Source organism: Planococcus versutus (assembly GCF_001186155.3).
GTDB lineage: Bacteria > Bacillota > Bacilli > Bacillales_A > Planococcaceae > Planococcus > Planococcus versutus.
In genome coordinates, this window is sequence record NZ_CP016540.2 from 1149964 (window position 1) to 1171185 (window position 21222).

Consider the following 21222-nt stretch of genomic DNA (forward strand, 5'->3'; position numbering starts at 1 on the left):
GTGGCACATGTTGCCACAACTTTTTAATTAACCAGTGGTTAAGTTAGAAAGGGCGCACGGTGGATGCCTTGGCACTAGGAGCCGAAGAAGGACGGCACTAACACCGATATGCTTCGGGGAGCTGTAAGTGAGCGATGATCCGGAGATTTCCGAATGGGGGAACCCCCTGTCTTTAATGGGACAGGATCCATGTGTGAATCTATAGCACATGAGAAGGCAGACCCAGGGAACTGAAACATCTAAGTACCTGGAGGAAGAGAAAGCAAATGCGATTCCCTGAGTAGCGGCGAGCGAAACGGGATCAGCCCAAACCAAGAGGCTTGCCTCTTGGGGTTGTAGGACACTCTATACGGAGTTACAAAAGGAAGGATTAGGCGAAGCGACCTGGAACGGTCCGCCACAGCGGGTAACAGCCCCGTAGCCGAAAACCCTTCCCCTCCAGAGTGGATCCTGAGTACGGCGGAACACGTGAAATTCCGTCGGAATCTGGGAGGACCATCTCCCAAGGCTAAATACTTCCTAGTGACCGATAGTGAACCAGTACCGTGAGGGAAAGGTGAAAAGCACCCCGGAAGGGGAGTGAAATAGATCCTGAAACCGTGTGCCTACAAGTAGTCAAAGCCCGTTAATGGGTGATGGCGTGCCTTTTGTAGAATGAACCGGCGAGTTACGATTACATGCAAGGTTAAGCTGAGAAGGCGGAGCCGCAGCGAAAGCGAGTCTGAATAGGGCGATAGAGTATGTAGTTGTAGACCCGAAACCAGGTGATCTACCCATGTCCAGGGTGAAGGTAAGGTAACACTTACTGGAGGCCCGAACCCACGCACGTTGAAAAGTGCGGGGATGAGGTGTGGGTAGCGGAGAAATTCCAATCGAACCTGGAGATAGCTGGTTCTCTCCGAAATAGCTTTAGGGCTAGCCTCAAGATAGAGAATCCTGGAGGTAGAGCACTGTTTGGACTAGGGGCCCATCCCGGGTTACCGAATTCAGACAAACTCCGAATGCCAGTGATTTATGCTTGGGAGTCAGACTGCGAGTGATAAGATCCGTAGTCAAGAGGGAAACAGCCCAGACCACCAGCTAAGGTCCCCAAATATCCGTTAAGTGGAAAAGGATGTGGCGTTGCTTAGACAACCAGGATGTTGGCTTAGAAGCAGCCATCATTTAAAGAGTGCGTAATAGCTCACTGGTCGAGTGACACTGCGCCGAAAATGTACCGGGGCTAAACGGATTACCGAAGCTGTGGATGGATCTCTTCGGAGATCCGTGGTAGGAGAGCGTTCTAAGGGCGTTGAAGTCAGACCGGAAGGACTGGTGGAGCGCTTAGAAGTGAGAATGCCGGTATGAGTAACGAAAGACGGGTGAGAATCCCGTCCACCGAATGCCTAAGGTTTCCTGAGGAAGGCTCGTCCGCTCAGGGTTAGTCGGGACCTAAGTCGAGGCCGATAGGCGTAGACGATGGACAACAGGTTGATATTCCTGTACCACCTCCCCGCCGTTTGAGCAATGGGGGGACGCAGAAGGATAAGGAGAGCGTGCCGTTGGTTGTGCACGTCCAAGCAGTGAGGCGTGGAATGAGGCAAATCCCATTCCTGATACGTTGAGCTGTGATGGCAAGAGGTTTACCTCAGAGTCCCTGATTTCACACTGCCAAGAAAAGCCTCTAGCGAGGCGGGAGGTGCCCGTACCGCAAACCGACACAGGTAGGCGAGAAGAGAATTCTAAGGTGAGCGAGTGAACTCTCGTTAAGGAACTCGGCAAAATGACCCCGTAACTTCGGGAGAAGGGGTGCTCTGGTAGGGTGAATAGCCCGAGAGAGCCGCAGTGAATAGGCCCAGGCGACTGTTTAGCAAAAACACAGGTCTCTGCAAAACCGTAAGGTGACGTATAGGGGCTGACGCCTGCCCGGTGCTGGAAGGTTAAGAGGAGTGCTTAGCGCAAGCGAAGGTGCGAATTGAAGCCCCAGTAAACGGCGGCCGTAACTATAACGGTCCTAAGGTAGCGAAATTCCTTGTCGGGTAAGTTCCGACCCGCACGAAAGGCGTAACGATCTGGGCACTGTCTCAACGAGAGACTCGGTGAAATTATAGTACCTGTGAAGATGCAGGTTACCCGCGACAGGACGGAAAGACCCCGTGGAGCTTTACTGTAGCCTGATATTGAATTTTGGTGCAACTTGTACAGAATAGGTAGGAGCCTTAGATTCCGGAGCGCCAGCTTCGGCGGAGGCGTCAGTGGGATACTACCCTGGTTGTATTGAAATTCTAACCCACAAGCCTGATCGGCTTGGGAGACAGTGTCAGGCGGGCAGTTTGACTGGGGCGGTCGCCTCCTAAAGAGTAACGGAGGCGCCCAAAGGTTCCCTCAGAATGGTTGGAAATCATTCGCAGAGTGTAAAGGCAGAAGGGAGCTTGACTGCGAGACGTACATGTCGAGCAGGGTCGAAAGACGGGCTTAGTGATCCGGTGGTTCCGCATGGAAGGGCCATCGCTCAACGGATAAAAGCTACCCCGGGGATAACAGGCTTATCTCCCCCAAGAGTCCACATCGACGGGGAGGTTTGGCACCTCGATGTCGGCTCATCGCATCCTGGGGCTGTAGTCGGTCCCAAGGGTTGGGCTGTTCGCCCATTAAAGCGGTACGCGAGCTGGGTTCAGAACGTCGTGAGACAGTTCGGTCCCTATCCGTCGCGGGCGCAGGAAATTTGAGAGGAGCTGTCCTTAGTACGAGAGGACCGGGATGGACACACCGCTGGTGTACCAGTTGTTCTGCCAAGGGCATCGCTGGGTAGCTATGTGTGGCCGGGATAAGTGCTGAAAGCATCTAAGCACGAAGCCCCCCTCAAGATGAGATTTCCCATTGCGCAAGCAAGTAAGATCCCTCAAAGACGATGAGGTAGATAGGTTCGAGGTGGAAGCGTGGCGACACGTGCAGCTGACGAATACTAATCGATCGAGGACTTAACCAACAAACTGTACGCGAATCATGCACGATTTGTTTCACCTGTCGTTTATCCAGTTTTGAAAGAATAAGTACAAGTTTTTGAAAAAAAGCTTGAAAATACCAGGAGTACTGGTATACTAAACCTTGTCTTTCAAAAAAATAGTCCAGTGATGATGGCAAAGAGGCCACACCCGTTCCCATCTCGAACACGGCAGTTAAGCTCTTTTGCGCCGATGGTAGTTGGGGGTTTCCCCCTGTGAGAGTAGGACGTCGCTGGGCAATACATATTGGAGGATTAGCTCAGCTGGGAGAGCATCTGCCTTACAAGCAGAGGGTCGGCGGTTCGATCCCGTCATCCTCCACCATTTTTTTGCCGGAGTAGCTCAGTTGGTAGAGCAACTGACTTGTAATCAGTAGGTCGAGGGTTCGACTCCTTTCTCCGGCACCACTCATGTAAATGAGCCATTAGCTCAGCTGGTAGAGCATCTGACTTTTAATCAGAGGGTCGAAGGTTCGAATCCTTCATGGCTCACCATTTTAATTTAATAATTGCCACGCGGGTGTGGCGGAACTGGCAGACGCACTAGACTTAGGATCTAGCGCCTTCGGGCGTGGGGGTTCGACTCCCTTCACCCGCACCATTTTTGCGGAAGTAGTTCAGTGGTAGAACGCCACCTTGCCAAGGTGGAGGTCGCGAGTTCGAACCTCGTCTTCCGCTCCAATTTTTAATCTTTATCGACCCTAAGCCGGGGTGGCGGAACTGGCAGACGCACAGGACTTAAAATCCTGCGGTAGGTGACTACCGTACCGGTTCGATTCCGGTCCTCGGCACCATCTTTTCACAAAACAGTGAATAGCATCATATGCGCCCGTAGCTCAATTGGATAGAGTACTTGACTACGAATCAAGCGGTTAGAGGTTCGAGTCCTCTCGGGCGCACCATAATTTTTACATCCAGCATCTCAAGTTCGGGAAGTAGCTCAGCTTGGTAGAGCACTTGGTTTGGGACCAAGGGGTCGCAGGTTCGAATCCTGTCTTCCCGACCAAACAATGGGGCCTTAGCTCAGCTGGGAGAGCGCCTGCCTTGCACGCAGGAGGTCAGCGGTTCGATCCCGCTAGGCTCCACCAATTTTTTACAGTAAAGATCCCGGCGGCGTAGCTCAGCTGGCTAGAGCGTACGGTTCATACCCGTGAGGTCGGGGGTTCGATCCCCTCTGCCGCCACTTTTTTAGGACCTTTAGCTCAGTTGGTTAGAGCAGACGGCTCATAACCGTCCGGTCGCAGGTTCGAGTCCTGCAAGGTCCACCATATGTATTTTATCTCGGAGGAATACCCAAGTTTGGCTGAAGGGATCGGTCTTGAAAACCGACAGGGGAGTCAAATCCCGCGGGGGTTCGAATCCCTCTTCCTCCTCCATATTTTTAAAATGTGTGGACGATTTTCTTTAACATTATAATATTGTCGCGGGGTGGAGCAGTTCGGTAGCTCGTTGGGCTCATAACCCAAAGGTCGCAGGTTCAAATCCTGCCCCCGCAACCAATTGGTCCCGTGGTGTAGCGGTTAACATGCCTGCCTGTCACGCAGGAGATCGCCGGTTCGATCCCGGTCGGGACCGCCATTTTTAATAAATAAAGTGGGTCAGTAGCTCAGTCGGTAGAGCATTAGATTGAAGCTCTAAGTGTCGGCGGTTCGATTCCGTCCTGACCCACCATTTTATGCGGGTGTAGTTTAGTGGTAAAACCTCAGCCTTCCAAGCTGATGATGGGGTTCGATTCCCCCCACCCGCTCCATTATATACATATGGGCCTATAGCTCAGCTGGTTAGAGCGCACGCCTGATAAGCGTGAGGTCGATGGTTCGAGTCCATTTAGGCCCACCATTCCGAAGTAGCTCAGTGGTAGAGCACCGCACTGTTAATGCGATGGTCGTAGGTTCGAGTCCTACCTTCGGAGCCATACTGGGGAAGTACTCAAGTGGCTGAAGAGGCGCCCCTGCTAAGGGTGTAGGTCGGGCAACCGGCGCGAGGGTTCAAATCCCTCCTTCTCCGCCAGTATTTGGCCCCTTGGTCAAGCGGTTAAGACACCGCCCTTTCACGGCGGTAACACGGGTTCGAATCCCGTAGGGGTCATTATAAAAAGTGTTATGCATTTAATTGCATAACACTTTTTTTCGTTTTACTAGAATTAAAACTGTGAAGAATCATGCCAAGCATTACAATGAAAATCCCGATTATTGCTAGACTTGAAGGCAAGACAATTGACAAGAAAAGGACTTCTCCTGCTAATGCAAATAAAACCTCCATTGATTGGGTCGCTTCCACCGCTCCTAGTTTCTGCATGTCTTCTCTGACTAGATCAGTAGCTTTAAAGAAGAGTACTGTTGCAATTACACCGGAACTGATCGCTACAATTAAAGTTTGTAAGCTTTGTGAAGCAGTAGGTCCACCTACAGTAACAAGCCCGTATAATGATAGTACGAACCAAAAAGGTAGACTAGCTAATGTCATGCCCAAAACCCTCCGATAAGCATCTAACCTACCTCCACATATATCCATCATTTTTCTATTTCCTAATGGATATGCAAAAGCCGCGAGAATCACAGAGATAAAACCAAACCAAAGCGTTGAAGAAGAAACAGTTGCTACGTGTTCAAGTTGCATTAAACTGACACCTGTTAATATGATAAAAGAAATCATCAAGCTTTTAACAGGAATCTTTCCTCTTAGTTGAGTAGTTCCTTTATTACTATGTATGGTAATGAGAAATAAGGGAGCCAGTAATGTACCAGCGACTATGGTAATTTGCCATGTTCCTGCAATGAGCCAGCCAGGGGAATAGGCTGCTGCAAAACATAGTGGAGCATAGAATAAACCAAATCCAATAAAACTCCATAAGGTCCATGCTCTTTTGTTTTTGTTCATTTCTTGTAACAGGGGTTTTAAGTTCTTTCTTGAAATAACAATCAAAAGTAAAAAAGGAATCATGAAGAGGTATCGAAGAGAAGCACTCCAAATCCAACTTCCGCCGCCAGCTTCCATCGTGGCGTTGAGTACAAAAGTGAATGCGAAGAAAAAAGCTGCGATAATGCCAATGATGATCGGTTTCACAATATATCCTCCTCGATTGAAAATTTAGAATTGTTCATTTACTATAACTTGTAATTAACTGTTCTTCAAAGTATTATTTTAGACAAACAAAAAAGGATTTCACTTGAAATCCTTTTTTGTTTGTCTCTATTATAGAAGGTAATCAATCAGTAACCCAATTCCAAGTAAAAAAGCCACGAATGTATTTGTTTTACCAGTGTCTTTCATCGCAGGCATTACTTTTAAAGGTTCTGTAAAACGTTTAAAGATTTGAACGACTTTAATAGGTTTAATGACACTAATCAAGACTAATAAAGCCCACGGTGTCAACATCCCTACTATGATAAGAATAACAATCCATGCGTAGGATAGAATGAAAAACCACATAAGAATATTGACAGCTGCTGGTCGTTTGACCAAAATGGCAAGTGTTTTGCGTCCGCTTTCTTCGTCGCCCACAATATCGCGAATGTTATTAGCCAGCATGATAGCGGCTACTAGTAAGGTACTTGGAACTGCAAGCATCGAAGCTTCAAGTGTAACCACACCTGTTTGAATATAGAAAGCAATAATTACAATTAAATAGCCCATGACTACGCCAGAGAAAAGTTCGCCAAAAGGTGTGTAGGCAATGGGATAAGGTCCACCGGTATAAAAGTAGCCGATCCCCATTGCAACAGCACCTACAACTAGTAGCCACCAGCTTGTTTGTGAACAAATATAGATTCCGATAACTGCGGCAACTCCGTAAAACACTAACGCTAATGCTAAGACAGTTTTAGGTTTGACTCCGTTTCGTACGATAGCGCCTCCAATTCCGATAGAGTTCTCGTTGTCTAGACCTCTAGCGAAATCGTAATACTCATTGAACATATTTGTCGCTGCTTGGATTAATAAGCTTGCCACCAACATTGCTAAGAATAAAATCCAGTCAATTACGGCATAATGTAAAGCAATCATTGTTCCTAGGAATACGGGGGCAAAAGATGCCGTCAGTGTATGAGGGCGAGTTAATTGCCACCAAACTCGCCATCCGCTATCTGCTTGTAATGAATGTGTCATATCTCTCTCTCCTTTAATTCTTTCCACTCTTCATTGTACTTTAAAATAGTCTGGAATACAGCAAATGATGTGCTGATTTTAGTAGAAAAGAGTATGATAGAAGGTAGGGATGAAAAAGTGAGACAGTTGCAGCACCAAATAAAACTATTGTCATAAAACGGAGGTAATTAGGTGAATTCAGAATCGTCTTCATCGATCCAGCAATTTGCGGCAACCCAGTTTGAAGGGTATCGCTTTTATACTGAAACAATTGAAGTTACACATATGTCTGCATTAGCATTTTTTGAAGCTGGTGGAAATGACTATACAGGTAAACGTATGTTTTGGAAAAATCGTGAAAAGACATTTACACTCGTTGGAATTGGGCATGCACATGTGCTATCAACAAATGAGACAACAGGAAGATTCGATAAAATAAAAAAAGATTGGAAAAATTTGAGTCGTCAAATCGTCAATGAAGAGCAATCAGTACATCCTGTTTTATTTGGTGGATTTTCATTTGATCCATTGAATACCAAACCTAGCGAGTGGAGAAGATTTCCACAAGCTTATTTTGCAGTGCCTACTTTTCAGTTGGTTTTAAAAGGGGAACAAGCATTTATTAGTATCCACTTGATCACTAAAGCGCAAGAGAGTTTTAAAGAGTTTGACGTGTTGCGCAAAAAAAGAGATAAATTGATTCATGCTGCGCAAGTTTTAGAAGTAGATCAATACGACAAACCAGTAGTGACTGAACGGATCGAGCTGAGAAAACAAGAGTACATGGATTCGATTGAGCGCATCACCACTATTATTAACGCTAAAGAAGTTGAAAAAGTAGTCATTGCACGCACGGTGAAGCTAGGATTTGAAGAAAAATTTTCGCCAACTTCAGCTTTGTATCAAGTATCAAATGAACAGCCAGAAAGCTTTTTATTTGGGCTGGAAGCACAAGAACAATTTTTCTTTGGTGCAACACCTGAAAGACTTGTTAAAGTAGAAAACGATAGAGCCTTGTCTACTTGTTTGGCTGGGTCTACGCCTCGTGGAAAAACCATTGAAAAGGATACAGAGCTAGGCGAAGCTTTGCTGCAAGATCCTAAAAATCGAGCTGAACATCAATATGTGGTTAGTATGATTAGTGAAGTTTTCAAAGCAACTTGTAGCCAATTAATCGTGCCCAAAGTGCCAAAATTAATGAAAATAAGAGATATCCAGCATTTGTATACACCGGTTGAAGGAAATTTAAATGTCAGTTCTACCTTGTTTGATTTGGTGGAATTACTTCACCCGACGCCGGCACTTGGAGGTGAGCCGAAGTTAGAAGCTTTGGCGTTGATTCGTGAGTACGAAGCAATGAACCGAGGCTATTATGCGGCACCAATCGGGTGGATTGACACAGAAGGTAATGGGGAGTTTGCTGTGGCCATTCGTTCCGCTTTACTAGATGATGAAAAAGCATATTTATATGCAGGTGGTGGAATTGTAGCCGATTCAACACCTGAATCAGAGTATGACGAGACATGGGTTAAATTTAGACCGATGCTCCGGGCATTGGGAGGTCAATTGAGTGACGAATCTTGAAGTATTAACTGAATACGTCTCTGCATTTACTCATTCATTAGTTGAGCAAGGAGTTAAAGATGTTGTCATTAGTCCAGGTTCGCGTTCTACACCGCTTGCTTATGCTTGTATGAAGCAAGAAGGTTTAACAACTTATCGTCAAATTGATGAACGTTCAGCTGCTTATTTTGCGCTCGGCTTAACTAAAGCTTCTGGAAAACCTGTTATGCTTCTTTGCACATCAGGAACAGCCGCCGCTAATTATTTCCCGGCAATTGTTGAAGCATATTACGCACGCATGCCTTTGTTCGTTGTTACAGCGGATCGTCCACATGAGTTACGAGAAGTTGGAGCTCCCCAAGCTATCGACCAAGTCCATTTATTTGGTGGGCATGTCAAATGGTCAACGGATTTGCCAATGCCGGAAACGGAAAATCAGTTGGCATTTTTAACACGCCATTTGCATCGCGCTTTGCAAAATGCACTGACTAATCCGAAAGGACCGGTTCATGTAAACGTGCCATTTCGAGAGCCACTGCGTATTGATTTTGAACAACACTACGAAAGTAATCGAGAAATTTCTCATTTTGGGGGAGAGCTCACTTTAAGTGATGACAGTAGCTTGTTTTTACAACAACTTTTTAAAAAAGAAAAAGGGTTGTTGATTGTTGGAGAACAAACTCAAAAGTTGCCCGATGAATTCTGGACTTTTGTTGAGAAATTAGATTGGCCAGTTTTGGCAGATCCACTATCTAACTTACGCGGGAATGTGCCACAGTCAGCCAAAAAGTTCATTATCGATTCCTATGATGCATTGCTAAAAAGCACACAGTTTAAAGAAAACGTGACGCCGGATGTAGTGATACGCGTTGGTCCACAACCGGTTTCGAAACCTTTGAGTTTGTTTTTAGCAGCTATTCAACCAGAAACCTATGTGGTGTTTGACGAAAGCCCCATGTTACGTGACCCGCAATCGGTCGCAACTCATCATATCCAAGCAACTGAACATGGGTTATGGCAAGTGCCACTAGAATCAAAACCACCAAATGCATACCGCAAAAAGTGGACACAAGCATCTCGGTTATATTGGCAAGTGGTAGCGAAGCATTGCCAAAATGAACTAGATGAAGGGGTATTGGCAAAAGTCCTTTTCGACCGATTGGATCAATGTGATTTAATCGTGGGAAGCAGTATGCCAATCCGTGATGTAGATACGTATTTCCAAGCGACCGAGCGGGATATTATGCTTTATGCGAACCGTGGAGCTAATGGCATTGACGGGGTTGTCTCAACGGCGTTTGGCGTGCAAGCAGCAAAACAGCGTCCAGCTTATTTGTATATTGGCGATTTGTCATTTTTGCATGATATGAACGGATTGATTGCGTCCAAAATGCAAGAGACGGATTTGACAATTGTCATTATGAATAATGATGGTGGCGGCATCTTCTCTTATTTGCCACAGTCTCAAGAAGAACGCTATTTTGAAGAATTGTTTGGTACACCCACAGGTTTGACATTTAGCAATGCTGCGAAAATGTACGACGCGCAATATTTGGTTGCTGAAACGGTAGAACAATTTGCCTCCGCATTAGATGAACCAAAAACAGCATCAGTGAAGATAGTTGAAGTGTTCACCGATCGTAAAAACAACGTCACGACGCACCGTAAATTGTGGAGCTGTTTTGATGAGGAGCTGGCTAAGCAGTGAAACTAGAAGTCGATGGCATTTTTTATCATATCGAAGTAGAGAATCCTGAAAAAACAGAAACGGTTGTGTTTTTGCATGGCTTTACTGGAAGTACGAAAACGTGGCATTCAGTTATCGAAAAGTGGTCAGATGTAAAAATCATTTTGATTGATTTAATTGGTCACGGTAAGTCATCCAGTCCAGAAGAGTTTGAGGCTTATTCAATGGAGCGTCAGCTAAAAGATTTGAATGCATTGTTTAAGCAATTAGCATTGGATCGTTTTACGCTTGTTGGGTATTCAATGGGCGGGCGTATAGCTCTTGCTTTTGCTTGTCATTACCCAGAGCGCTTGACGAGCCTTGTGCTTGAAAGTGCGTCGCCTGGACTTGAAAATGAACAAGCAAGACAAGACCGCCGAATAAATGATGCAAGTCTTGCCAAGCGGATTGTGGCAAATGGACTCGTTCATTTCGTGGATGCTTGGGAAAACAACGCGTTGTTTGTGAGTCAAAAATCGTTGCCTGAAAGAGTGCAACAAGCCGTACGTGAAGAACGATTGGCGCAGCATCCAGTCGGACTTGCGAATAGCTTGCTCGGTATGGGGACAGGTACCCAACAGTCTTATTGGCAAAAGCTAGAAGAGTTGCCTATACCGGTTTTATTAATAACGGGGCGTTTGGATGTAAAGTTTGAAGCAATTGCACAAAAGATGTTAACGCATTTGCCTCATGCAATACATAAAACAATTGATGCGGGCCATGCAATACATGTGGAAAAATCTGCTGAGTTTGCTACAATAGTAAGAGAGTACTTAACTTTGAACTATCAAGGAGGAAAATCATGACACGCGAGTGGATTACAGAACGTACATATGAAGACATTAAGTATGAAATTTTTGACGGTATTGCTAAAATTACTATCAATCGTCCGGAAGTGCGCAACGCATTCCGTCCGAAAACGGTACACGAATTAATCGATGCATTTTCACGTGCACGCGATAATGCAGATGTTGGCGTTATTGTTTTAACGGGTGAAGGCGAAAAAGCTTTTTGTTCAGGTGGCGACCAATCTGTACGTGGACATGGCGGATATGTTGGAGAAGATGACATTCCACGTTTGAACGTTTTAGATCTACAACGTTTAATCCGTGTTATTCCAAAACCAGTTGTCGCAATGGTTGCAGGTTATGCAATTGGCGGCGGACACGTCTTGCACGTTGTTTGTGACTTGACGATTGCAGCAGACAACGCGCGCTTTGGTCAGACAGGTCCACGTGTTGGATCGTTTGACGCTGGCTACGGTTCTGGTTACTTGGCACGTATTATTGGTCACAAGAAAGCACGTGAAATTTGGTACTTATGCCGTCAATACGACGCACAAGAAGCACTTGACATGGGCTTAGTGAACACAGTAGTACCTCTTGAACAGTTAGAAGACGAAACGGTTCAATGGTGTCAGGAAATGCTTGAAATGAGCCCGACTGCACTTCGTTTTGTAAAAGCAGCGATGAATGCTGATACAGACGGTCTTGCTGGATTGCAGCAAATGGCTGGAGACGCAACGCTATTGTATTACACAACAGACGAAGCAAAAGAAGGACGCGATGCATTTAAAGAAAAACGCAAACCGGACTTTGGTCAATTCCCACGTTTTCCATGATTATAGAATAATTGAAAGCTGTCCTCTCTGGGGACAGCTTTTTTTGAAGAAAGGATTTTTAACATGACGTATCCGAATTGGTTGAGTCAGCGAAGTTATTTGAGTGGGGACCGTATGGCCTTGTCGTTTGAGCAGCAACAATGGACTTTTTCTGAGATCAACAAAATTGCACTCGATTATGCAAGTAAACTTAGCACGCTTGGCGTGAAAGAACATTCACGTGTCGCAATATTAGCAAAATCTACTCCAGAATTTGTTTTTGTCTTGTATGGCTGTATGCACCTAGGCTGTGAAATGGTCATGCTCAATGAACGCTTATCAAGCAATGAATTGACTTACCAACTAAACGATGCTGAAGTAGCGTTTATACTTGTCGCTGATGTGCTAAAAATAAAAGTAGACGATTCGCGCGTGGTTTTATTTAGTGAAATAGAAGATGTAACATCCGTTCAATTCCAACCACAGCAGCAATGGGCAAAAGACCGGACCCTTTCGATTATGTATACGTCAGGTACGACCGGACATCCAAAAGGCGTTCGTCAAACAGCGGAAAATCATTTTTCAAGTGCTGTATCTTCTGCACTTAATATTGGCATTGCACCGGAAGATGTTTGGTTGTGTGCTGTGCCATTGTTCCATATTAGCGGATTTTCAATATTGATGAGATCGTTAATTTATGGTATGGGCGTCCGATTATATGAGAAATTTGACGCAGAACGTAGTGCAGAAGAAATTTGTGACGGCAGCGTGACGCATATGTCGGTTGTGGGTGTGACGTTAGAACGCATACTAACGAGTGTCGAAAGAGGTTCCATGCAAGCTTCTGATCGTTTTAAAGCGGTTCTTGCTGGAGGTGGACCGATTCCCATTGCTTATATGAAACGTGCTGAAAAGTGTGGGATACCGGTGTTGCAAACATACGGCATGACGGAAACATCATCACAAACGACAACCTTACAAGTGACGGACGCAGAGCGGAAAATCGGATCAGCGGGTAAGCCATTATTTTTATATGAAGTCAAAACAGAACAACCTGGTGAAGTGGGAGAAATTCTAATTCGCGGTCCTCAAGTAACACCCGGCTATATCGGGGAATTTGCGGAGCGGAATGTGCTGCAAGATGGCTGGCTTCATACAGGAGACATGGGCTATATAGATAACGAAGGATTTTTATTTGTAGTGGATCGTCGTTCAGATTTAATCGTCTCTGGCGGAGAAAATGTGTATCCTGCTGAAATCGAAAAAGTGTTGTTGGGTCATTCAGCTGTTCGAGAAGTTGGTGTTTGCGGTGCACTGAGTGAACAATGGGGAGAAGTTCCTATAGCATTTGTGGTACTTCAAGATGAAGTGACTGTGGCTGAATTACTGGTATATTGTCGCGAACAATTGGCTGCTTATAAAGTACCAAAAAAAGTAACAATCGTGGAATCTTTGCCACGTAACGCTTCTAATAAGTTGCTAAGAAGAGAGCTGAGAACATGGCTATAACGATAAAGGACATTCAGTTGACAACAATACGAAGATCGCTTAAGAGCCCGTTTAAATCAGTATTGCAACAAGTGAACGAGCGAGAAGTGATTATCGTTACTGTAACTGGAGATTCAGGAATTTATGGATACGGGGAATGCGTGGCATTTGAAACACCGTGGTACACAGAAGAAACAATTAGCAGCTGTTACTTTGTTATTAAGACAGTGTTAGTACCGCTCTTAACAAAAAAAATCATTCAGCGACCAGAAGAAGTTTGGGAGTTATTTCAAGTTGTCAAAGGTAACCGAATGGCGAAGGCCGCAGTTGAAATGGCTGTTTGGGATTTGTTTGCGAAACAACAGCAACAACCTCTTTGGAAATTTGTTGGTGGGACTTCACAACCAGTGCCTGCCGGTATTGTCATAGCAGCAGATCATTCTCATATAAAAGAACTAGTAGCCCAAGCAAGCAAAGTAGGTTACCAGCGAATCAAAATTAAAATTCATCCCAATATAGATTTGTCAATGTTAAAATCGATCATTCGTGATTATCCGAGGATACAGTTTTTTGCAGATGCCAATGGCAGTTTTCACGCTGGCAATTTCAACCGACTTAAAGACTTTGATGATGTTGGATTCACATTAATCGAACAACCATTTGGCGAGAAAGAGTGGATTTTACATGCGCAAGCGAAAAGTGAACTCACTACAAAAATATGTTTGGACGAAAGTATTTCGTCTTTAGAGGATGCCCAGCAAATGATCGACAGGAAAGCTGGAGATATCGTCGTTTTAAAAATAAGTCGACTTGGTGGTTGGACAGAAACCTTGAAAGTAGTTGAGCTGTGTCACAATCATTCGATTGGTATGTGGGTCGGTGGCATGATTGAGTTTGGCGTGTCGAAAGCACATAATTTAGCGTTAGCGTCTTTGCCAGATATTCATTACACAGGTGATTTTTCTGCGTCTACTCATTTTTGGAAAAAAGATATAATTGAGCCTGAAATCATTGTGGAATACGGAAAGGTCCGGTTAAGCACTCAAATAGGAATTGGCTATGCGGTGAGTTTGAACGAGTAAAAATAGAGAGGAGGCATGTAAATGTTTTTAAAAAGAATAAGTTTATTAAAAGAAACGGTTGAAAATTTTGAACAATATCCTTTTTCGGTGCCGTCGATAAACAGTTTCGAGCAATTAGAGTTGAATAACGCAATCACTTTTTTTGTCGGAGAGAATGGTTCGGGTAAATCGACTTTACTCGAAGCCGTCGCAGATAAATGTGACTTTCATACAGCAGGTGGTAGCCGTAACAATAGTTATGAAGTACATGCATCCGAATCTGTGCTAGGTGATTATATTCGTCTTTCTTGGATGCCCAAAATAACAAATGGTTTTTTCATGCGAGCCGAATCATTTTATCATTTTGCGACGCATATAGAAGAAGTAGATGAAGATGGATTTCAGTCTTACGGAGGTCGTTCTTTGCACAAACAATCACATGGTGAGTCATTTTTGTCTTTATTTTCGAATCGTTTTAACGGTCGTGCTTTGTATTTGTTGGATGAGCCAGAAGCGGCTTTGTCTCCACAGCGACAATTGACATTTTTAAAAATCTTAAAAGACTTATCAACACAGGAAAATTGCCAATTTATCATTGCGACGCATTCACCCATTTTGCTCGGCTATCCGGATGCCCAAATTTTAAGTTTTGATGGAGGAACCATTGAAGAAATCGAGTATGAAATGACCGACCATTACCGCATTACAAAATATTTTTTGGATTATCGAGAAGAGTTTTTGAAAAAAATTTTGGAAGATTGACTAGCTGTTGTATAATACAGAAAAGTAAATTAGAGTCGGTGAACTGACTGAGCATGAGGCGGGGGACGTATGAGAAATGTTGAGAAAGCCGTTATTAAAAACTTGGCGATTGGCTTGCCTGAGAAAATAACTTATGGAAATGGCGAAGAAATGATAACAGCTATTCGAAAGCAACACGTACAAGAGGTATTGTTATCAAGGGATGGATTTCAAGGAGACGGAGTAGCTGATGTAAAGCACCATGGTGGACCAGATCGAGCCGTTTGCATATATTCGCAAGAACATTATGCGTACTGGAACGATTATTTTGATATGGTATTACCCTCTACAGCGTTTGGAGAAAATTTAACGGTGACGAATATGCTGGAGCGGGATATTTTTATTGGTGATATTTTTCAAATAGGCGAAGCTGTTGTTCAAGTAACACAAGGAAGAGTTCCTTGTAATACAATCGACAGACGACTAGAGATGAAGCCATTATTAAAAGCGATGGTTAAATCCGGCTATACGGGCTATCTTTGCCGTGTGTTAGAAGAAGGGATTGTCCGGGCCGATTCAACAATTCGTTTAGTCGCCAAAAGTCCGGAACAAGTATCTGTTCTTTATGCCAATACCGTTAATTTTCATAGGCCGAAAGATATTGATGGCATTATGAAAGTAATTGAAGTAGAAGGTTTGGCAAGTGAATGGCGACAGTTTTTGACAAAACGATTAATTAAGTTAACATCTGGCCAATAGAACAGCTATGGAAATCAATCTATAAGAAAAGCCAGAGAAAGTATACTTACTTTCTCTGGCTTTTCTTTCAGTCATTTCTATTTTGTTAGTTCAAGATTTTTTCAAGTACTTGCAAATTTTTTTCCATTAAAGTGAAGTACGTTTCTTTGTTGTCGATGTTTTCTTGAGTTAGCACACCTAGATTGTGCATTTCAATTGCTTCAGCGCCAACTTCTTTCTGAATCACTTTTGTCAAATTAGAAGAGACGTTTTGCTCAAAGACAATGTACTGTAAATCATTTTCTTTAGCCAAATCAACCATCTCTGTCAATTCTTTCTGTGACGGTTCATTTTGACTATTTAAACCGGCAATAGCCATTTGCTTAAAGCCATATGGTTCTGAAAGATAACCAAAAGCAGCGTGAGAAACAAAGAAAGTGTCTTTGCTGACACGTTCCGATAAACTAGCAAACGATTGATTTAATGTTTCTAAGTCAACAATAAGTTCTGCATAATTGCTTTCGTAAAGCTCAGTGTTCTTGGGATCAGCTTTTGTTAAAGAATCTTTGATCGACTCGGCTAATTGTTCGCTTAGTACAGGAGACATCCAGACATGCGGATCGGTAGAACCATGAGCGTGACCGTCATGGCTTTCGGTTTCTTCCGCAGGTTCTTCTTCATGATCGCCTTCGGTGTGACCAAGCGCTGCTTCCAATTCTGTATCTGAAATTCGATCGGCAGTCGCGACAAATTCAACGTTTTCATCTTTTAACGTTTTTTTTGCACTATCAATAAATCCTTCTAAACCTAGTCCGATAGAGAACAGTATATTGGCATCAGCAAGTTTGATCATGTCTTGTTGAGAAGGTTCGAAAGTATGTTCATTCGAACCCGCAGGATAAATAGATTGGACATCAACTAAATCGCCAGCAATCCGTTCAGTAAAATAAGTTAATGGGTAAACGGTAGTGTATACTTGTAGCTTAGAGCTGCTATTATCGGTGCCTTGTTCTTTCTGACTTGTTTGTCCACAAGCCGTTAACAGTAAAATAAAAGCGAAAAATAAGAATGTTTTTTTCATAATAACCTCCAAATAGTAACGATTACGTTTTGTTCACTAATAGAATATTACAGCATGCTTTTTAAAAACACAAGAAAAACCACCAATTATTTTTTTGGTGGCCATTTCTCGGGGACAAAATCAATTCCGCCTTTATGGAAAGGGTGGCAACTTAAAATTCGTTTTGTTGCTAAATATCCTCCTTTTAAAGCACCGTGCTTTTCGACCGCTTCAATGCCATAATGGGAACAAGTTGGGTAAAAGCGACAGCTTGGCGGAGACAAAGGAGAAATAAAGCGCTGATAAAAGCGAAAAATTCGTATAAGTAAAGTCTTCATAACGGTTCAACTCTTTTCATGTATTACTTCATATGTTTATTGTAAAGTCATTAGAGGTATAGTTAAAGTATAAAGAACTTATCATACGAATTGGAGAGTGGATGGAAATGTCACAAGAATTAAACCAAGAATTAAATGTACAAGTTGCTACATGGTCAGTTGCTTACACCAAGTTACATAACTTCCATTGGTATGTAAAAGGGCCGTCTTTCTTTACCTTACATGTGAAATTTGAAGAATTATACAACGAAGCTACTCTACACATGGATGAAGTTGCTGAGCGTTTGCTAGCACTTGGAGGAAAACCAGTAGCTACAATGAGAGAGCAATTAGAACTGTCAGTAATTGAAGAAGCAAGTAAAAAAGAATCTGCTGAAGACATGGTTGACGCAATTGTTAATGACTACGATAAAATTATGAAGTCACTTAAAAAAGGAATGCATTTAGCTGCAGCAGTTGATGATGACATGACAGAAGATATGTTAAATGCGATTCATCAAAATCTTGAAAAGCATTCGTGGATGTTATCAGCATTCTTAGGTGAAAAGAAGTAAAATAAGACTATACGAGCGTACACTGAAAAAAGTGTACGCTTTTTTATATATCGAGGTGAAAAAATGAAGTACTTAGATTTAAATGGAGATCACTGTGAATTGTCATTCGAAAAAAATGCATTTCCGTTCGAAAGTAAACATGTGCTTGTTATTTGTCGATATCATAAAGACTGGGTTTTGACAAGACACAACGAACGCGGATTAGAATTTCCTGGAGGCAAAGTTGAAGCAGATGAAAAGTTACAAGATGCTGCGAAACGGGAAGTATATGAAGAAACAGGTGTGGTAGTGAGTCAGTTGGAGTGGTTTGCGGAATACCTAGTTTATACGCAAAACCCATTTTGTAAAACGGTTTTTATTGGAATCGCAGATCGAGTAGATAATATTTCACTTATGGAAACACAAGGCATCGTCTTGCGAGAAAAAATAGAAGTTAATAGTGATTTTAGTTTTTTAATGAAGGACGATGGAATGAGAAAGATAATAGAGAAGGTGAAGCAACTTGAAAAATGGAACCATTAGTTTGAAAAAACATTATCCTTCTCCAAATCCACATGTTCAATTGTCGGAAATCATATATTGGTCAGAAGGACTGAGAGTAAAAGGAATGTTGGCGGAACCGAAAAAACAAGGGAACTATAGCGGTATTTTGTATTTAAGAGGAGGCATTCAATCGATTGGCATGGTACGTCCTGCAAGGATTGCTCAATTTGCAGCACAAGGATTTATTGTGTTTGCACCTTATTACAGAGGCAATCGTGGTGGTGAAGGGCGTGATGAATTTGCTGGAAGGGATCGTTGGGATGCTGTTCACGGAGTAGACGTGTTAAAAAAATTCAGCAACAAACATGTTCATTTACTCGCTTTTTCTAGAGGTGGTATTATGGCATTATGGACGACAATTTTGCGTCAAGATATAACTTCGATCGTTACATGGGCAGGTGTTACAGATACGGTATTAACGTATAAAGAACGTCCTGATATGCGTCGTATGATGAAACGACTCTATGGTGGCACACCCAATACAGCATTGATGAATTTTGAAGAACGAAATCCATTATTGCGCATCGAAGAAAATACAGCACCCGTTTTGATTATTCACGGCCTGCAGGATGTACATGTGTCTCCAAGTCAAGCTTATTTGCTAGAAGAAGCATTAAATCTAAATCGGCAAGCACATGAAACATGGTACTTTCCAGACTATACACATTTTTTTCCACCCGCAGCCAATCGAAAAACAGTAAAGGCGATTTGTCATTGGATAAAAGATAAAGAGATGTAGAAAAGCAGAAGTATTTGTGTAACTCCTAAAGCATTAGACCACTCGGCAGTGCGGTGTGTTTTGCTGTACAATTGAGATGGCTATGACCCAAAGAGCTTAAACTTTTCTATTTACGCTTTATCCTTAACAAAACCCGCTCGGATTTTACTCCGAACGGGTTTTGTGTATTTCTTATTTTTGGGCTGGACCGCCTAGCACACTGATCTCAGGTGCAACAGTACCAAACTTCTTAAAGTTTTCTTGGAATTCTTGTGATAATTCCATTGCTTTTTGGTCGTATGCGTCTTTGTCAGCCCATGCATTGCGTGGGTTTAATACTTCGCTTGGCACTCCAGGAACTTCAGTTGGAACTTCAAAGCCGAAAATAGCTTCTTTTTCAGTTGCCGTATTATTCAAATCGCCTCTAATCGCAGCGCGAACCATCGTACGTGTGTAAGAAAGCTTCATGCGACTTCCAACACCATATACTCCACCAGTCCAACCTGTGTTAACAAGAAAAACTTGAACGTCGTGCTCGTCGATTTTTTTGCCAAGCATTTCTGCGTATACCGTTGCGTGTAATGGCAAGAAAGGCGAACCAAAGCAAGTTGAGAAAGTTGCTTCAGGCGTTGTAATGCCGCGTTCTGTACCAGCCAATTTCGAAGTGTAACCACTTAGAAAATGATACATCGCTTGTTCTTTTGTTAACTTACTGATTGGAGGCAATACGCCAAACGCATCAGCTGTTAAAAAGACAATCGTCTTTGGATGTCCAGCTACTGAAGGATCAACGATGTTGTCAATCGCTTGCATCGGGTAAGCTGCACGCGTATTTTCAGTTAATGATCCATCATTATAGTCAGGAATACGTGTATCAGGATCTACCACAACGTTTTCAAGAACCGAACCGAAACGAATTGCGTCGTAAATTTGTGGTTCATTTTCACGAGACAAATTAATGGTTTTTGCGTAACAGCCACCTTCGATATTAAAGACGCCGTTATCCGACCAACCATGCTCATCATCACCAATTAGTTTGCGATCGCCATCAGCGGATAAAGTTGTTTTCCCTGTACCAGATAAGCCGAAGAACAATGTAACATCACCAGCTTGTCCAACGTTGGCTGAACAATGCATTGGCAAAATTCCTTTTTCAGGAAGTAAGTAGTTCATGATAGAGAAAATAGATTTTTTCATTTCGCCGGCGTACTCAGTTCCACCGATTAAAATAATGCCTTGTTCCATCGACACAATAATGAAGGTTTCAGAATCTGTAGCATCCACTGCAGGATCTGCTTTGAATGTCGGTGCGTAGACAACTGTGAATTCAGCTTCATGTGCATCTAGTTCTTGCGTTGTTGGACGAATAAACAATTGATGAGCAAATAGGTTATGCCAAGCGTATTCATTGATCGTTTGGATGGGTACACGTGATTCGTGATCAGCTCCAGCAAATCCTTTGAATACAAAAAGTGCATCTTTTTCTTTTAAATGCATAAGCACTTTTGCGTATAGATTTTCAAAAATTTCACTTGAAATAGGACGGTTCACATTGCCCCAGTCGACTTTGTTTTTAGAACTTTCTTCTTCCACCATGTATTTGTCTTTCGGTGAGCGGCCAGTGTATTTTCCTGTTTCCGCCGTTACAGCGCCTTCCCGAGTCAATACCGCTTCTTTGCGGGATGTTGCTGCTTCCACTAATTGTGGCACTGATAATTGAACATGCACATTTTGGCCAGCCAAAAGATTCTTCAAGTCGTTCGCAAAGTTCACTGAAGTCATATATATGTACCTTCCTTTTCTGTTATTCCCGTAATGGGGAGGATGTATATTCGTTCATTAGTATAACACATTAGGCTGATTAGTCTACACTAATCCGCTGTGGATAGTAAAAAATATTGAATTTATTGGTTGGAATAATTGAAACGGTTATTTCTTTATTTATCAAAGAGGTACTTATTATGACGATTATCCACAGTCAGATATTATTTTGTGTTCAGAGCATCATTTTTTATATGTAAAC

Annotated in this window: 16 protein-coding genes, 20 tRNA genes and 2 rRNA genes; 33 read left to right on the forward strand and 5 right to left on the reverse strand. The window is 43.0% G+C overall.

Annotation, left to right across the window (positions count from 1 at the left end; all coding sequences use genetic code 11):
- The first annotated feature begins 36 nt into the window (after positions 1–36).
- The 22 genes from I858_RS05785 to I858_RS05890 all read left to right on the forward strand — a co-directional run bounded on the left by I858_RS05785 (position 37) and on the right by I858_RS05890 (position 5071).
- Positions 37–2968 (forward strand): 23S ribosomal RNA (locus I858_RS05785).
- Positions 2969–3106: 138 nt separating this feature from the next.
- Positions 3107–3222: ribosomal RNA gene (gene rrf, locus I858_RS05790) — 5S ribosomal RNA — on the forward strand.
- Positions 3223–3232: 10 nt separating this feature from the next.
- Positions 3233–3308, forward strand: a tRNA-Val gene (locus I858_RS05795).
- Between the two features lie 7 nt (positions 3309–3315).
- Positions 3316–3391: transfer RNA gene (locus I858_RS05800), tRNA-Thr, on the forward strand.
- An 11-nt stretch (positions 3392–3402) separates the two neighbouring features.
- A tRNA-Lys gene (locus I858_RS05805) sits at positions 3403–3478 on the forward strand.
- A gap of 21 nt (positions 3479–3499) precedes the next feature.
- Positions 3500–3584: transfer RNA gene (locus I858_RS05810), tRNA-Leu, on the forward strand.
- Positions 3585–3589: 5 nt separating this feature from the next.
- Positions 3590–3664, forward strand: a tRNA-Gly gene (locus I858_RS05815).
- A 24-nt stretch (positions 3665–3688) separates the two neighbouring features.
- A tRNA-Leu gene (locus I858_RS05820) sits at positions 3689–3777 on the forward strand.
- A gap of 31 nt (positions 3778–3808) precedes the next feature.
- A tRNA-Arg gene (locus I858_RS05825) sits at positions 3809–3885 on the forward strand.
- Positions 3886–3912: 27 nt separating this feature from the next.
- Positions 3913–3989: transfer RNA gene (locus I858_RS05830), tRNA-Pro, on the forward strand.
- Positions 3990–3995: 6 nt separating this feature from the next.
- Positions 3996–4071, forward strand: a tRNA-Ala gene (locus tag I858_RS05835).
- A gap of 21 nt (positions 4072–4092) precedes the next feature.
- Positions 4093–4166, forward strand: a tRNA-Met gene (locus tag I858_RS05840).
- 8 nt (positions 4167–4174) lie between these two features.
- Positions 4175–4251, forward strand: a tRNA-Ile gene (locus I858_RS05845).
- Positions 4252–4266: 15 nt separating this feature from the next.
- A tRNA-Ser gene (locus I858_RS05850) sits at positions 4267–4359 on the forward strand.
- A gap of 46 nt (positions 4360–4405) precedes the next feature.
- Positions 4406–4482, forward strand: a tRNA-Met gene (locus I858_RS05855).
- Between the two features lie 3 nt (positions 4483–4485).
- A tRNA-Asp gene (locus tag I858_RS05860) sits at positions 4486–4561 on the forward strand.
- Between the two features lie 17 nt (positions 4562–4578).
- Positions 4579–4654 (forward strand) — tRNA-Phe (locus I858_RS05865).
- A gap of 6 nt (positions 4655–4660) precedes the next feature.
- A tRNA-Gly gene (locus I858_RS05870) sits at positions 4661–4733 on the forward strand.
- A 12-nt stretch (positions 4734–4745) separates the two neighbouring features.
- Positions 4746–4822: transfer RNA gene (locus tag I858_RS05875), tRNA-Ile, on the forward strand.
- Position 4823: 1 nt separating this feature from the next.
- A tRNA-Asn gene (locus I858_RS05880) sits at positions 4824–4898 on the forward strand.
- A gap of 4 nt (positions 4899–4902) precedes the next feature.
- A tRNA-Ser gene (locus I858_RS05885) sits at positions 4903–4993 on the forward strand.
- A gap of 6 nt (positions 4994–4999) precedes the next feature.
- Positions 5000–5071, forward strand: a tRNA-Glu gene (locus tag I858_RS05890).
- Between the two features lie 12 nt (positions 5072–5083).
- Here the strand turns inward: I858_RS05890 and I858_RS05895 are convergent.
- Both I858_RS05895 and I858_RS05900 read right to left on the reverse strand, forming a co-directional pair.
- Positions 5084–6049, reverse strand: a complete 966-nt coding sequence (locus I858_RS05895; protein WP_065524404.1) for a DMT family transporter — start codon at positions 6047–6049, stop codon at positions 5084–5086.
- Positions 6050–6178: 129 nt separating this feature from the next.
- Positions 6179–7090: a 1,4-dihydroxy-2-naphthoate polyprenyltransferase gene (locus tag I858_RS05900; protein WP_065524403.1), complete on the reverse strand. Its 912-nt coding sequence runs from the start codon at positions 7088–7090 to the stop codon at positions 6179–6181.
- A gap of 171 nt (positions 7091–7261) precedes the next feature.
- Here I858_RS05900 and I858_RS05905 point away from each other — a divergent pair, with 171 nt between their 5' ends.
- From I858_RS05905 to I858_RS05940, 8 genes are all read left to right on the forward strand, one after another.
- On the forward strand, positions 7262–8653 hold the full coding sequence (locus tag I858_RS05905) for an isochorismate synthase (RefSeq protein ID WP_065524402.1): 1392 nt from the start codon (positions 7262–7264) through the stop codon (positions 8651–8653).
- Positions 8640–10340 (forward strand): 2-succinyl-5-enolpyruvyl-6-hydroxy-3-cyclohexene-1-carboxylic-acid synthase, encoded by a 1701-nt coding sequence (menD, locus tag I858_RS05910; protein ID WP_065524401.1) that lies wholly within the window; start codon positions 8640–8642, stop codon positions 10338–10340. The genes I858_RS05905 and menD overlap by 14 nt, the downstream gene beginning before the upstream one ends.
- The gene (menH, locus tag I858_RS05915) at positions 10337–11164 is read left to right on the forward strand and encodes a 2-succinyl-6-hydroxy-2,4-cyclohexadiene-1-carboxylate synthase (RefSeq protein ID WP_065524400.1); all 828 of its coding nucleotides are present in this window, start codon (positions 10337–10339) and stop codon (positions 11162–11164) included. Before menD ends, menH begins: the two co-directional genes overlap by 4 nt.
- Entirely contained in the window at positions 11161–11979 is an 819-nt protein-coding gene (menB, locus tag I858_RS05920) for a 1,4-dihydroxy-2-naphthoyl-CoA synthase (RefSeq protein ID WP_065524399.1), read from the forward strand. The genes menH and menB overlap by 4 nt, the downstream gene beginning before the upstream one ends.
- Positions 11980–12042: 63 nt before the next feature.
- Positions 12043–13467: an o-succinylbenzoate--CoA ligase gene (locus I858_RS05925; protein WP_065524398.1), complete on the forward strand. Its 1425-nt coding sequence runs from the start codon at positions 12043–12045 to the stop codon at positions 13465–13467.
- Positions 13458–14528 carry an o-succinylbenzoate synthase gene (menC, locus tag I858_RS05930; protein ID WP_065524397.1) on the forward strand — a complete coding sequence of 357 codons (1071 nt, stop codon included), beginning with the start codon at positions 13458–13460 and terminating at the stop codon, positions 14526–14528. Before I858_RS05925 ends, menC begins: the two co-directional genes overlap by 10 nt.
- Positions 14529–14549: 21 nt before the next feature.
- A complete protein-coding gene (locus I858_RS05935; protein ID WP_065524396.1) occupies positions 14550–15269 on the forward strand; it encodes an AAA family ATPase in 720 nt (239 codons plus the stop codon).
- A 69-nt stretch (positions 15270–15338) separates the two neighbouring features.
- A complete protein-coding gene (locus tag I858_RS05940; RefSeq protein WP_065524395.1) occupies positions 15339–16007 on the forward strand; it encodes an MOSC domain-containing protein in 669 nt (222 codons plus the stop codon).
- A gap of 85 nt (positions 16008–16092) precedes the next feature.
- Here I858_RS05940 and I858_RS05945 read toward each other — a convergent pair whose 3' ends face one another.
- Together I858_RS05945 and yidD are read right to left on the reverse strand one after the other, a co-directional pair.
- Positions 16093–17067 (reverse strand): metal ABC transporter solute-binding protein, Zn/Mn family, encoded by a 975-nt coding sequence (locus tag I858_RS05945; RefSeq protein WP_065524394.1) that lies wholly within the window; start codon positions 17065–17067, stop codon positions 16093–16095.
- A gap of 86 nt (positions 17068–17153) precedes the next feature.
- On the reverse strand, positions 17154–17384 hold the full coding sequence (gene yidD, locus I858_RS05950) for a membrane protein insertion efficiency factor YidD (RefSeq protein WP_065524393.1): 231 nt from the start codon (positions 17382–17384) through the stop codon (positions 17154–17156).
- Between the two features lie 107 nt (positions 17385–17491).
- Between yidD and I858_RS05955 the strand changes: the two genes are divergently transcribed.
- From I858_RS05955 to I858_RS05965, 3 genes are all read left to right on the forward strand, one after another.
- The gene (locus I858_RS05955; protein ID WP_065524897.1) at positions 17492–17938 is read left to right on the forward strand and encodes a Dps family protein; all 447 of its coding nucleotides are present in this window, start codon (positions 17492–17494) and stop codon (positions 17936–17938) included.
- A 63-nt stretch (positions 17939–18001) separates the two neighbouring features.
- Entirely contained in the window at positions 18002–18460 is a 459-nt protein-coding gene (locus I858_RS05960; RefSeq protein WP_065524392.1) for an NUDIX domain-containing protein, read from the forward strand.
- The gene (locus tag I858_RS05965; protein WP_065524391.1) at positions 18441–19220 is read left to right on the forward strand and encodes an alpha/beta hydrolase family protein; all 780 of its coding nucleotides are present in this window, start codon (positions 18441–18443) and stop codon (positions 19218–19220) included. The genes I858_RS05960 and I858_RS05965 overlap by 20 nt, the downstream gene beginning before the upstream one ends.
- 171 nt (positions 19221–19391) lie before the next feature.
- Here I858_RS05965 and pckA read toward each other — a convergent pair whose 3' ends face one another.
- Positions 19392–20981, reverse strand: a complete 1590-nt coding sequence (pckA, locus tag I858_RS05970; RefSeq protein ID WP_065524390.1) for a phosphoenolpyruvate carboxykinase (ATP) — start codon at positions 20979–20981, stop codon at positions 19392–19394.
- Positions 20982–21222: the final 241 nt, after the last annotated feature.